General features: G+C 33.6%; 9 protein-coding genes. 5 read left to right on the forward strand and 4 right to left on the reverse strand.

The window, feature by feature from the left end:
• Window positions 1-9: 9 nt before the first annotated feature.
• Both ACH2BG_RS05735 and ACH2BG_RS05740 read left to right on the forward strand, forming a co-directional pair.
• Window positions 10-1,242, forward strand: a complete 1,233-nt coding sequence (locus tag ACH2BG_RS05735) for an asparagine synthetase B (protein ID WP_395046791.1) — start codon at window positions 10-12, stop codon at window positions 1,240-1,242.
• Window positions 1,243-1,283: 41 nt separating this feature from the next.
• Window positions 1,284-2,195, forward strand: a complete 912-nt coding sequence (locus tag ACH2BG_RS05740) for a glutaminase (RefSeq protein ID WP_395046758.1) — start codon at window positions 1,284-1,286, stop codon at window positions 2,193-2,195.
• 47 nt (window positions 2,196-2,242) lie between these two features.
• On the opposite strand, the gene ACH2BG_RS05745 is transcribed toward ACH2BG_RS05740, so the two are convergent.
• Complete coding sequence (locus ACH2BG_RS05745) at window positions 2,243-4,375, reverse strand: DPP IV N-terminal domain-containing protein (protein ID WP_395046759.1); 2,133 nt, start codon at window positions 4,373-4,375, stop codon at window positions 2,243-2,245.
• Between the two features lie 99 nt (window positions 4,376-4,474).
• Entirely contained in the window at window positions 4,475-7,099 is a 2,625-nt protein-coding gene (gene cphA / locus ACH2BG_RS05750; RefSeq protein WP_395046760.1) for a cyanophycin synthetase, read from the reverse strand.
• A 304-nt stretch (window positions 7,100-7,403) separates the two neighbouring features.
• On the opposite strand from cphA, the gene ACH2BG_RS05755 reads away from it, so the two are divergent.
• Entirely contained in the window at window positions 7,404-8,276 is an 873-nt protein-coding gene (locus ACH2BG_RS05755) for a cyanophycinase (protein ID WP_395046761.1), read from the forward strand.
• Between the two features lie 86 nt (window positions 8,277-8,362).
• Window positions 8,363-9,208: an isoaspartyl peptidase/L-asparaginase gene (locus ACH2BG_RS05760; RefSeq protein WP_395046762.1), complete on the forward strand. Its 846-nt coding sequence runs from the start codon at window positions 8,363-8,365 to the stop codon at window positions 9,206-9,208.
• Between the two features lie 107 nt (window positions 9,209-9,315).
• Here ACH2BG_RS05760 and ACH2BG_RS05765 read toward each other — a convergent pair whose 3' ends face one another.
• Entirely contained in the window at window positions 9,316-9,981 is a 666-nt protein-coding gene (locus ACH2BG_RS05765) for a hypothetical protein (RefSeq protein ID WP_395046763.1), read from the reverse strand.
• A gap of 237 nt (window positions 9,982-10,218) precedes the next feature.
• On the opposite strand from ACH2BG_RS05765, the gene ACH2BG_RS05770 reads away from it, so the two are divergent.
• A complete protein-coding gene (locus ACH2BG_RS05770; RefSeq protein ID WP_395046764.1) occupies window positions 10,219-11,397 on the forward strand; it encodes a M28 family peptidase in 1,179 nt (392 codons plus the stop codon).
• A 118-nt stretch (window positions 11,398-11,515) separates the two neighbouring features.
• Here the strand turns inward: ACH2BG_RS05770 and uvrA are convergent, their stop codons facing one another.
• Window positions 11,516-14,305, reverse strand: a complete 2,790-nt coding sequence (gene uvrA, locus ACH2BG_RS05775) for an excinuclease ABC subunit UvrA (RefSeq protein WP_395046765.1) — start codon at window positions 14,303-14,305, stop codon at window positions 11,516-11,518.
• Between the last annotated feature and the right edge of the window lie 110 nt (window positions 14,306-14,415).

A 14,415-nucleotide genomic window follows, 5' to 3' on the forward strand; every position in this document is an offset into this window, starting at 1 on the left:
GTTACTTTAATAATCCTCTTTTCGTTTTCTGTGAAAGCAAATTTTATTTTGCTTCCTATGGATGAAACTTCACAAAAAAACCATATCAAAGCCTACGGAATTACTTATTGGGCCCTAGATAAACAATATAAGGCAAGTTGGTTGCTTAATTATCGCGGCGGTTCTTTTCTCTTGCCCGATGTTTCAGAAATTAGAAAAGAATGCCAAATACGAGGTGTAAGTTTTGAAGTGCTTTCTGATACTGAAACTAATAATATACTTGTAGATATTTCATCTCCATCACAAAATATGGAAACCGTCGTCTTAGAAAAAGCGCCTAAAGTTGCGGTATATTCGCCTCCAGGTAAACAACCTTGGGATGATGCAGTTACTATGGTTTTAACTTATGCCGAAATCCCTTTTACTACAATTTATGATGAAGAAGTTTTAAGTGACCAGCTTATTCTCTACGATTGGTTGCATTTGCATCATGAAGATTTTACAGGTCAGTATGGTAAGTTTTTTGGAGCTTATAGGACTGCACCTTGGTATATTCAACAAAAACAAGATGCCGAAGCATTGGCGAAAAAACTAGGATTTAACAAAGTTTCCGAAGAAAAAGGAGCTGTTGCCAGAAAAATTAGAGATTTCGTTATTGGTGGCGGATTTATGTTTGCCATGTGCTCTGCAACAGATAGTTTTGATATTGCATTAGCTGCCGAAGGTGTCGATATTTGCGAACCTATGTTTGATGGTGATGAAAGTGAAGCCAATTACCAATCGAGAGTCGACTATTCAAAAACATTTGCTTTCAAAGATTTTATCTTAGACAGAAAACCCGAACATTATGAGTTTTCGAATATAGATATGACTGAAAAAAGACAAGTTCCTTTCGAAAAAGATTATTTTACGCTCATGGAATTTTCGGCAAAATGGGATGTAATTCCGAGTATGTTATGTCAGAATCATACTTCGTTAGTTAAGGGTTTCATGGGTCAAACCACTTCATTTGATAGACAACTAATAAAAACAAACGTTCTAGTTTTAGGTGAAAATCAGATTAACGAAGAAGCACGTTATATACACGGACAAAAAGGAAAAGGTTTTTTTACTTTCTATGGTGGTCATGATCCCGAAGATTTTCAACATCGAGTAGGAGATGAACCCACGGTTTTAGATTTACATCCCAATTCGCCAGGTTTCCGGTTAATTCTTAATAATATATTGTTTCCCGCAGCAAGGAAGAAAAAACAGAAAACGTAATATTTAAGTTTTTGAAATTTTAAAAAACTACCAAAATCAGTATGAATTACGAGCAGATTCTAAAAGAAATATACCAAGAAACAAAATCATTTCCAACAATTGGAAGTGTTTCTACATCAATACCTGAATTAGCCAAAATCGATGGAAATAAATTTGGAATTCACCTCACGACTATCAACCATCAAGATTTTGGAATAGGAGATAGTAATGAAAAATTTTCTATACAATCGGTTTCAAAAGCATTAACAGTTGCCTTGGCATTTTCGTTTCTCGATGAAAAAGTTTGGGAACGAGTAGGCGTAGAACCATCGGGAAGTGCATTCAATTCGTTGGTTCAATTAGAGTACGAAAAAGGGATTCCTCGAAATCCATTTATAAACGCTGGAGCTTTGGTTATTGCTGATATGTTAGTTTCTAATCTCGAAAATCCAAAAGAAGATTTTCTGAATTTTATCAGAAAAATTTCTGGTTGCGAAACCATCAATTATAATCTAAAAGTTGCCAAATCTGAAAAAGAGACGGGTTTTAGAAACGCTGCTTTAGCTAACTTTCTCAAATCTTTCAGTAATATAAATAATGATGTTGAGGTTGTTCTTGATTTTTATTTTCATCAATGCTCATTAGAAATGACTTGTAAAGAACTCGCACATTCATTTTTCTTTTTTGCCAATGAAGGAAAAACTATTTCTGGAGAACAAATTTTAACTAAAAGTCAAGTAAAACGGTTGAATGCTTTGATGCAAACCTGTGGTTTTTATGATGAATCTGGGGAGTTTACATATAAAGTTGGCTTGCCTGGAAAGAGCGGAATTGGAGGCGGAATTGGAGCATTGTATCCTAAAAATTTTGTGGTTGCTACTTGGTCGCCACGACTCAACGAAAAAGGAAACTCGGAACTAGGGATGAACGCTCTAGAACTGTTGACTACCAAAACTGAGATGTCAATTTTCTAATAAAGAAATGCCAATCCTAAGTGATTGGCATTTCTTTATTAAAAGTATTATTTATTATTTTCAATTACATAATCCAAAACTTTTTTCATTAAGTGGACTCTATCTTTTCCTTGTACATTGTGTTTGTGCATTGGGTAAGGGAAAAAATCGATTTGTTTTTCAGCTTCTACAAATTTTTTGATTAATCCGAAATTGTGTTGCATGACCACAACATCATCGCTTGTACCGTGAATAAGCAGTAATTTTCCTTTCAGATTTTTCACATAATTTAAAGTATTTGCTTCATCAAAACCTTTCTGATTTTCTGCCGGAGTATCCATATAACGTTCGCCATACATAATTTCGTACCATTTCCAATCAGTTACTGGCCCGCCGGCAACACCTACTTTGAAAGTATCAGGTTTGCGCAACATTAACGAAGTAGTCATGAACCCACCAAAACTCCAACCGTGTACTGCTAATCTATTTTCATCTACATAAGGTAACGATTTCAAGTAATCGACACCTTTTATTTGATCTTCCATTTCGTTTACACCTAATCTCCCATGGATAACACTTTCGAAAGCAAAACCACGATTATCAGAGCCACGATTGTCGACAGTAAATACTAAATGACCCTGTTCTGCCATCCAGTACATCCACAAATTTGCGCCATCTAGATAAGAATTGGTAATCATTTGAGCATGTGGTCCGCCATAAACGTAAACTAAAACCGGGTATTTTTTTGAAGCATCAAAATTGCTTGGTTTGATTAAACGGGTGAATAGATCAGTAGTTCCGTCAGCCGATTTGATGGTTTTTATTTCGGCAGTTCCTATCACATAGCCGTCGTATTTGTTTTTGCTTTCTAATAAAGTTGTTGGTTTTAGCTTTTTGTCATACAACAATGATTTACTAGGTGTTGTGTGGTTCGAATATTCATCAAAAAAGTAATTCCCGTCTGAATTTGGTATCACAGTATGTACACCTAAATCTTTGGTAATTAGAGTTTGTTTTCCTTTCAAACCTACTTTATAAGCCAACATATTGGTTCCGTTTTCGCCCGTAGCTTTAAAATAAATTTCGCTTCCAGTAGTATTTGAACTAATAATTTCTCTAACAGGAAATTTGTTAGCTGTTAATTGTTTGATTAATTTTCCTTCGATAGAATAATAGTATAAATTATTGAATCCGTCTTTTTCAGAAATCCAAACAAAATTATTTGATGTGTTATTTGGGAAAAAAGCAGCATGTTCCGGTTCTATCCATTTGTCACTTTTCTCGTTTAGAATTGTACGTACAAAAACTCCAGAATTGGCATCATAAACATTCAAATTCATATCGTTTTGTCCACGATTTACTTCGGCAATAATTATATGTTTTTCGTCTGGAGTCCAAGAAAGATTCGTTAAATAGTCTTCTTGATTTCCTTTTGGCGAAATAAAAACTGTTTTACTGGTTGTTACATTATAAATTCCCACTTTTGGTTTTTCTGATTTCTGACCAATCATTGGGTATTTTATGTTTTCTAATTTCCCTGGAGTTTCAGTAATATCTAATAAAGGATAATCAGCTACATTGGTTTCATCTTTTTGATAAAAAGCCAAATAAGTTGATTTTGGGGACCAAAATATTCCGCCCGAAATTCCGAATTCGCTTCTAGAAATTGTTTGTCCAGAAACTATATTTTTATCAGAATTATTGGTAACTGTAATTTTTTCTTTGTTTTTATTAAAAAAAAACAAGTTGTTATTTTCTGTAAAAGCTAAATTTTCATTAGTATCATCAAAAGTTTGATTTTCGGCAGATGCTGGTGTTTCTTGAATGGTTTTACCAAGTTTTGTTGAAACTTCATAACTATAAAACTTCGAACCATTTGAAATAGTCAATGTGTTTTCGTTTTTCCATTTGTAACCAAAAAACGAATTTATTTTTGAAGCTAACGATTTGTTTAAATCGTCAAGACCGAGTATAAGTGATGATTTATTGTCGACTGCATTTGCAAGCATTAATTTGGTTCCGTTTTCTACATAATATGTATATTTATTAGTATTAGGAATCCATTGAAAACCAGCTAATTTATCTGCTCTAAAAAGTCTATTTTGTTGTAAAACTGATTCTTCGAGTGTGATTTTTTTGTTTTGTGCTGCTGCAAAAACTGTAATAAAGATGCTTAGTAAAAGTAGTATTCTCTTGTTCATAATTATTTTTTTGATTGCGTAAATGTATAAAAAAAGGACAGTGTTTTGAAATTTTATGAATCTCTTAACACTATCCTTAATTATTATTGAAAGAGAAAATTAAATATTTCCTTCCTCATTTTCCTTATCCAAATATTCCTGAACAATTTCTATTGCATTAGTTACGACATCGCTTAAAGCGGTTATAAAGCTCCCGTTTTCGGCGTTGTCTATGGCATGTTTTATGGCTTCTATTTCTTTAGGAATAATCTCGTGTGTTACGTCTCTACCAGATTCGGCAATACCTTCTAAAATTAAATCGATAATTTCTTCTTCAGTTCTACCACGTAAATATTTTTCTTGGCGAATAATGATATGGTCAAACATTCTACCAGCAATTAATCCACATTCCTTAATATCTTCGTCGCGACGGTCACCAACTCCTGCAATAATTCCAATTTTTTTGATTGCATCAATATTTTCTAAATAACCTTCAATACCACGATATCCAGCAGGATTATGAGCAAAATCTATCAGCACTTTAAATTTCTTGAATTCAAAAATGTTCATTCTTCCTGGAGTTTGTGCCACACTTGGAATAAATGTTTGCAATGATAAACTAATGTCTTCGGTTTTGAAACCATACAAATAACTAGCTAAAGTGGCTGCAAGTACATTTGCAATCATAAATTTGGCTTTTCCTCCTAAAGTTAATGGAACATTAGTAGCTCTTTCTACACGTATTTTCCATTCTCCTTTTTTGATGGTGATGTAGCCGTTCTCGTAAACCGCAACGGTTTTACCTTCTTTACACAGTTTTTTAATAAGTTCATTGTCCTCATTCAAACTAAAATAAGCTACATTACACCTTAATTCGTTAGCGATTTTTACACAATATTCGTCTTCGGCATTTAAAATTGCCCAACCATCTTTCTTCACACTTTTTACGACAGTAGCTTTTACACGAGCTAAATCGTCTAATGTGTGAATGTCGCTTAATCCTAAATGGTCTTCTTGGATATTTGTTACAATAGCAATATCGCAACGACTAAAACCAAGTCCTGAACGAAGTATTCCGCCGCGAGCTGTTTCGAGAACTGCAAATTCGACTGTTGGATCTTTAAGAATATACTCGGCAGAAACAGGCCCTGTTGTATCGCCTTTTTCCATCATGTGGTTTTGTACATAAATTCCGTCTGACGTTGTGAATCCAACTTTATATCCATTGCTTTTTACAATGTGTGCTAAAAGTCTTGTTGTAGTTGTCTTTCCGTTAGTTCCAGTAACTGCAATAATTGGAATACGACTTGGTTTTCCTAGCGGATACAACATGTCTATTACTGGCGAAGCTACGTTTCTAGGTAATCCTTCTGATGGGGCTAAATGCATACGAAATCCTGGAGCTGCATTCACTTCGAGAATGCATCCACCATTTTCTTTGAGTGGCTGTGTTAGGTTTTCTGCCATAATATCGACACCGCAAATATCTAATCCAATTACTCTGGAAATTCGTTCGCAAAGGAAAATGTTTTCTGGATGCATCATGTCAGTAACATCTACAGATGTTCCGCCAGTGCTGAGGTTTGCTGTCGATTTCAAGTAAACAACTTCGTCTTTTCTTGGAACTGTATCAACAGTATATTTTAGTTTTTCTAATAAATCTTCGGTATCACGGTCAATTAAGATTTCTGTTAATACATTTTCGTGACCGTAACCACGACGAGGATCTTTATTAGTTTCTTCGATTAGATTTGCAATAGAATCTTTTCCGTTTCCAACTACATGTGCAGGAACACGTTTTGCGGCAGCTACTAATTTGTTGTCTATAATAAGGACACGAAAATCATGACCTGTGATAAATTTTTCGACAATGATTCGGTGACTGTATTTTTTTGCGTATTCTAATCCTGCTTTCGCATCTTCCCAATTGGTTACATTTATAGAAGCTCCTTTTCCGTGGTTTCCGTCTAATGGTTTTAAGACAATAGGATAGCCAATTTTTTTGATAACACCCGTCAAATCCTCTTCATCAACACAAATTCCTCCGCCAGCAACTGGAATAGATGCAGCATCGAGCATTTTTTTTGTTTGTTCTTTGTTGCAAGCAATATCTACAGCAATACTACTTGTTTTACAGGTAATTGTTGCTTGAAAACGCATTTGGTTTACTCCATAACCTAATTGTACTAAGGAGTTTGTTCCTAGCCGAATCCAAGGAATATCTCGGTTTACAGCTTCTTCTACAATGCTTCCTGTACTTGGTCCGAGGCGCACTTTGTTGCGAATTACACGCATTTGTTGGATATCTCCTTCTAAATCATATTCAGTTCCTGCAATTAATGCTTCGGCAATATTAACTGAGCTTTCGGCAGCAAATATTCCTACATTTTCTTCGGTGTAACTAAAAACGACATTGTATATTCCTGGCGTTTTGGTTTCGCGAGTACGACCAAAACCTGTTTCCATTCCAGCGAGTGTTTGTATTTCGAGTGCAATATGTTCGATAACATGCCCCATCCAAGTGCCACGTTCAATACGTGAGAAAAAACCGCCACGACAACCTTCAGAACAACGATGCTCTATCATGGTGGGAAACATAGCTTCTATTCGTTCACGAAAACCTTCTATTTTGTTTGTAGGAAACTGTTCCATTTCTTCTAAATCCAAACGCATTTGGATTAATTTTTTACGTTGAACACTCCAAATGTTTGGTCCACGAAGCGCTTGAATTTTATCAATTTTCATTTTTGATGAGTTGTTTTTGTAATGTATTTGTTAAAAATAGGAAATATTTGTTTTATAAAAGCTCTTTTATTGGTAGAAATATTAAAAATAGTTGTTTTTTGTTGGTTTTCAGTTTTTTATGAATCTTGATAGTAATTGGTTTTATGAATTTTAGCCCTGATGGAAGTGAAAATCCTGTCTCGTCTTTTGGGGCGAGACAGATTGCAGCGAACAGCAGGAAATGTGTTGATAAATACTGTAAAGTTTTGCTTCAAAAAAAAGAAAATAGATTTGCATTATTTCAATTTTTGGTTATTTTTACCAAATGAATATACAAGGAAAATTAATCATTATAGGTGGTGCGGTTGATAAGGGGAGTTTTACTGAAACAGATCTTGATAAGAATGCAGCAAAAAATTTAAACTTTTTTGAGACTGGAATTTTGAAAAGAATTCTTGACGAATCGAAACATAAATTAGAATCTAGAATTGAGGTTATTACTACGGCTTCGAAAATACCTAAAGAAATAGGGCCTGAGTATGTAAAAGCTTTGAACTATTTAGGTGCAAACAACGTTGATATTCTAAATATTGAGCGTCGTGAAGAAGCAATGAATCTTGAAATTATTGCTAGATTAAAAGCTGCCGATGTGGTTATGTTTACTGGTGGAGATCAGTTACGATTGACATCGATTCTTGGCGGAACTCCTTTTCACGATTTGTTGTTAGAGAAATATCATAATGAAGATTTTATTTATGCAGGAACTTCGGCAGGTGCTGCTGCAGCCTCTAGCAATATGATTTATCAAGGAAGTAGTTCTGAAGCTTTGCTGAAAGGCGAAGTGAAAATCACTTCTGGTTTAGGATTGATAGATGGTGTTATTATTGACACCCATTTTGTGCAACGTGGTAGAATTGGAAGACTCTTTCAATCGGTTGTAGGAAATCCAAAAGTGTTAGGAATTGGTCTTGGAGAAGATACAGGTTTACTTATTACTAATGGAAAACAAATGGAAGCAATTGGTTCCGGACTTGTTATCCTTGTAGATGGTCGTGAGATAAAAGACACGAATTTGACCCAAGTAGAGTTAGGGCAACCTATTTCTATTTCTCATTTAGTAACACATGTTATGAGTAAATATGACACTTTTAATTTGAATACTTTTAAAATGACTATTCATTCTTCACAATACGTATAATATATTATTAGATCGTTAGACTACTTAGATTTTTAGATATTCTAAGCAGTCTAACAATCTAAATAGTCTAAAAATCTAGTTCTAAGATGTCTAAAATAATAATTCACGGCGGTTTTTTCTCGGAATCTTCTACTAATCATGAAACTAAAGTAGCAAAGCAAAACGCTTTAGAGCGAATTGTAAAGTCTTCGTACGAATTTTTGAAAACACATTCGGCTGTTGAAACAGTGGTTTTTGCAGTTTCTCTTTTGGAAGATGATGCCTTGTTTAACGCTGGAATTGGATCTCAAATACAAAGTGACGGAAAAATAAGAATGAGCGCTGCTATTATGGATGGCGAAACTCAGAAAATGAGCGGTGTAATAAATATAGAAGAAGTTAAAAATCCTATTCAAGTAGCTCAAGTATTAATGAGTGAAGACGATAGAGTTCTTGGTGGAAGTGGTGCTACAAATTATGCCAGACAACACGGTTTTAATGTTTTTTCGACCGAAATTCCACAACGAAGAGCTGAGTATGAGGCTAAATTAAAATCTTTAGGAACTGGAACTGTAGGTTGTGTTGCTTTAGATAAAAATAACAAACTTGCCGTTGCTACTTCTACTGGCGGAAAAGGTTTCGAATTGGTTGGAAGAATATCAGATTCGGCTACAGTTGCTGGAAATTACGCCAACGAATTTTGTGGAGTAAGTTTAACAGGAGTAGGCGAGGATATTGTGAGTAATGCAACTGCAGCCAAAATTGTAACTCGTGTTACAGATGGTTTTTCTTTAGACAATGCATTTGAAAAAACTTTCTCAGAACTAAAGCCTTACGATGGTTTTGCTGGCGCAATTGCTATAGATAGACAAGGAAATATATGTCATCAAGATTCGCATCCAAGTATGGTTTTTGCAAGCTATGATGGTGTTAATTTTGAGGTTTTTGACTAGTTTTATTCAAAATAAAAATATAAAAAAACTCCGCCATTATTACTAATGTGCGGAGTTTTTAATAAACAAACCAACCTAACCAAATTTATATGTAACCAGCATATAAACTATTTTTTATCCTTATCTTCTTTTCTATCACTAACTGAATTTTCTATTGTTGCTTTAGTGCCATCAGCTTTGTAATAGTAGTAATCATCAGGATTATTTGAATTATCGTTATAATCATTATCATTGTTTTGATACCCATTATGACCTTGACTATTTCCATAATTATTCGTGTTGTAATAAGAATAATGTCCTTTTACGCTTCCGAAAATATCTATAATTTGACCTCTTCGGTTGTAAATAATTCTTAATCCACCTACTTGAGAAAGTGCAAAATTGTTATATCTCATATAGACGGTTCCAATTCTACTCACACGATCATTATAATCGTAATTGATAAAAGTATTTCCAATTCTTCTTACTCTACCAAAAGCGTCATGCTCGATACGAACTCCATAATTTTCCGGTCTTCTATTTACTTCTCTTCCTGCTCTTTTTCCTGCGGTTTTGTAATAATAATCTCCTTCTGAATCTTGTGGTCTTGTATTAAAATCGAATTCACCATTTGGGAATACATAAAACCCGATGCCACGCTCTGTAAATGCTATTGGTTCATCAAAATTGAATCTTGCAATTGTTGTGTTGTCAGAAAATACAGGGTTTTCTGACGCATTTGCCATACTTCCTACCAGGAAGATGCTGGCTACTAAAAGAGTAATTTTTTTCATGATACTGTGTTTTAATAATTTGCTTACTCTTACGATTTTTAGCTTCCTCGAACAAAGAAAAATATCTTGTTGTGATAGCATATTCAATTTGCGTGCCAAAAATCAGAAAGCAATTGTACTTATTCTTGATTTAATTTTTAAATTATTGATAATTAAATTGTTAAATGTGAATGTTTATTATTTATTTTTATTTACATTTTTTATATATTTGCTAAACCCAAAACCTACTCAATTATTATGAAAACAATTACGCAGAAGTTTATAATTATTTTTTTATTTACCATAAATGGTCTTTTTGCACAAACTTTTGTGCAAGCTTATGCGGATATTGCCAACCAAACTTCTCAGACTAATATTACAACTAACCTAACAGAATATGAAAATTTAGGCGTTAAAAGAAGAGGAACTGCTCAGTTGCAAAACACATTAAATTGGCTAAAAAACAAGTACAGTAGTTACGGTTATAGTGCAGGTCAAATAGTTGAAGATACTTATTCTTATTCGGGTTTTACTTGCAAAAATTTAACTATAAATAAAATAGGAACTCTTTATCCTAACACTTACGTAATTGTTTGCGGGCATTACGATTCTATTACAGGTACAGGAACTAATGATAACGGAAGTGGCATAGTTACTATTCTTGAAATGGCTAGATTGTTGCAAAATGTGCCAACAGAATATTCTATAAAATTCGTCAATTTTTCGGGAGAGGAAGATGGTTTAAAAGGCAGTCAAGCATATGTTAGTAATGTTGTTAATGCAACCACTCCGTTAAATATTAAGATAGTTTTTAATTTAGACGAAGTAGGAGGCGTTGCAGGAATGACTAATAATAATATTACTTGTGAAAGAGATACATCTACACCAACAACAAACAATGCGGCTTCTAATGCATTTACAAACGAAATGATTACTTGTGTAGGCTTATACTCCCCACTTAGCACAACATTATCATATGCATATGCATCAGATTACATGTCTTTTCAGAGTAATAATAACATAATTACTGGGATGTTTGAAACTAATGAAACTACACATAAGCACACAGCTACTGATTTGTTGATAAATATGGATCCTGTTTATAACTACAAAGTTGCCAAAGCAGCTATTGGAACTACTTTGCATTATGCAGTTGCAAGTACAGCATTGTCTAACGAAGATTTTAATCAAGATTTTCAAGTGAGTTTTTTCCCAAATCCTACTAGAGATTTTATTAATATCAATTTAGGAATATTAACAGAAAAAGAATATCAATTTTCATTAATAGATATAAATGGGAAAGTAGTTTTAGAAAAAATTATTACAAATCCTAATCAGTTAGAAAAAATAAATATTAGTAGTCTTACTAAAGGGCTTTATTTAGCAATACTAAATGCTGGGGATAAGAAAATAAGTAAGAAAATCGTGATTGAATAATTATAAGATTTTTTCACCGCAGATTCGCATATTTTTTTAATAATCTGCGAATCTGTATGTTTTTAACCAGATTGATTTTTCAGTCTGCAAAACTAAATCTCTGTAATGGTCTATTTATTTACAATTTCTCTTTCAAATATTTTCCTGTAATTGATTTTTTGTTTTTTACAATTTCTTCTGGAGTTCCTATAGCAAGAATTTGTCCACCATTCTCGCCACCTTCAGGACCAAGGTCGATAACCCAATCGGCACATTTTATCATATCTAGATTGTGTTCGATAACAATAATAGAATGTCCTTTTTCGATTAACGCATTAAACGATTTGAGTAATTTTTGAATATCATGAAAATGCAATCCCGTTGTTGGTTCATCAAAAACAAATAAAGCTTTTTCTTTAGTTGCACCTTTTACTAAAAAAGTAGCGAGTTTTATTCTTTGTGCTTCGCCTCCAGAAAGTGTCGATGACGATTGCCCTAATTGTACATAACCCAAACCAACATCTTGTAAAGGCTGTAGCTTTTGCGAAATTTTAGTTTGTTTTGTGTCAATAAAAAATGTTAAAGCTTCGTCGATAGTCATTGTTAGAATATTATCGATATTTTTGCCTTCAAACATTACTTCGAGCACTTCTTTTTTGAAACGTTTTCCGTTGCAAGTTTCGCAAGGCAAAGAAACATCGGCCATAAAAACCATTTCAACATTTATAGAACCTTCACCTTTGCAGGTTTCGCAACGACCACCATCTACATTAAACGAGAAATGTTTGGCTTGATAACCACGATTTTTAGAGAGTTTTTCTTTGGCATACAACTCTCGAATATCATCATAAGCTTTGATATAAGTCACAGGATTAGAGCGTGAACTTCTTCCTATTGGGTTTTGATCTACATACTCGATATGGTGAATTTTGTGATAAAAACCACGCATTTCACTAAATTGACCAGCTTTTTCGCCCACGCCATCAATCTTTTTTTGCATCGCTGGAAAAAGAATTTTCTTCACCAAAGTACTTTTTCCCGAACCTGAAACTCCCGTAATTACGGTAAGCATTTCTAACGGAAACTTAACATCTACATTTTGTAAATTATTCTCACGAGCACCTAATATTTCAATATAGGTAGATGATTTTCTTCTGGTTTTTGGTACCGAAATTTCTAAATCTCCGTTTAAATATTTTGCTGTTAATGATGATGATTTTAATATTTCATCAAAAGTTCCTTGAGCCACTAATTCGCCACCAAAAGTTCCTGCTTCAGGACCAATATCTATAATCATATCGGCGGCTTTCATAATATCTTCATCATGTTCGACCACAATTACAGTATTTCCTAAATCACGAAGAGAAATAAGTACTTGAATTAGTTTTTCGGTATCTTTTGGGTGTAAACCAATACTGGGTTCATCGAGAATATACATCGAACCAACAAGAGAACTTCCTAGCGAAGTAGCCAAATTGATACGTTGTGATTCGCCACCAGAAAGTGTAGCTGAGTTCCTGTTTAATGTCAAATAATCTAATCCAACTTCTTGTAAGAAAGATAATCGATTATTGATTTCTATGAGTAATCGTTTGGCAACTTTAGCATCATAATCTGATAGTTCTAAATCTTTGAAAAACAAAACGGTATTTTTTATAGATAAATCGACCAAATCGGGTAATGTTTTTCCTCCTACTTTTATATTATACACTTCTTGACGAAGTCTTTTTCCTTTGCAAGCATGACATTTTGTTTTTCCTCGGTAACGAGAAAGCATCACTCGATTTTGAATTTTATAATTTTTTTCTTCCAATTCTTTGAAGAAATCATTTAAACCCTGAAAATATTTATTTCCACTCCATACCAAATCTTTTTGCGTATCTGATAATTCAAAATAAGGCTTGTGAACAGGAAAATCGAACTTATGACTGTGGTTTACTAATTCATCACGAAACCAACTCATACTTTCTCCACGCCAAGGATAAATAGCATTTTCGTATATAGACAAAGCGGTGTTTGGGATAACCAATTCATCATCGATGCCAATAATATTTCCGTAACCATCGCAAACAGGACAAGCACCGTATGGATTATTAAAACTAAACAAATGTACATTTGGTTCTAAAAAAGACAATCCATCTAACTCGAAATTTGCACTATAACTATATTTTTTATCAGAATTTACTTCTTGTAAATAACAAATTCCTTTCCCTTCATAGAAAGCTGTTTGCACAGAATCTGCCAATCTATTGAAGAAATCCTCATCATCTTTATGAACAATTCTATCAATAATAAGTAAAATGTCTTTGTTGTCTAATGTATGTTCGGCTATTTCATCTAAACGAACCATTTCATTTTTAACCAAAATACGAGCAAAACCTTGTTGCAAAAGGACTTTTAGTTTGTCTTCTAATTTCCGTCCTTCTTCTAGATGAATAGGAGCTAGGAGCAACCATTTAGAATCAATTTCGAAGGTTTTTACATCATTTATAACATTGGTAACCGTATTTTTTTTGACTTCAAGACCAGAAATTGGAGAAATAGTTTTACCAATTCGGGCATATAATAATTTTAGATAATCATAAATTTCGGTCGAAGTTCCAACGGTAGATCGAGCATTTGTCGTGTTTACTTTTTGCTCGATAGCAATAGCTGGCGCAATTCCTTTGATGTACTCAACCTTTGGTTTATCTAAACGACCAAGAAATTGTCTTGCGTAACTAGACAAACTTTCTACATAACGACGTTGTCCTTCGGCATACAAAGTATCGAAAGCCAGAGAAGATTTTCCAGAACCTGAAAGTCCAGTAATTACTACTAATTTGTTACGAGGAATAGCAACATCAAGGTTTTTCAAATTGTGAATTTGAGCACCTTTGATAATAATATTTTTTTTAGGTTCTAGCTTCGAAATATCTTGATGAATCATTTGAAAAGTCAATTTTTACAAAGGTAATCAATTCTGCTTTTTTATTATAATTTGTGCGTATTCTCTTTTTGATTTTGATTAGTTGCAACTTAAATTTTGAAATATTATTT

Source organism: Flavobacterium sp., from assembly GCF_043779715.1.
Taxonomy (GTDB): Bacteria; Bacteroidota; Bacteroidia; order Flavobacteriales; family Flavobacteriaceae; genus Flavobacterium.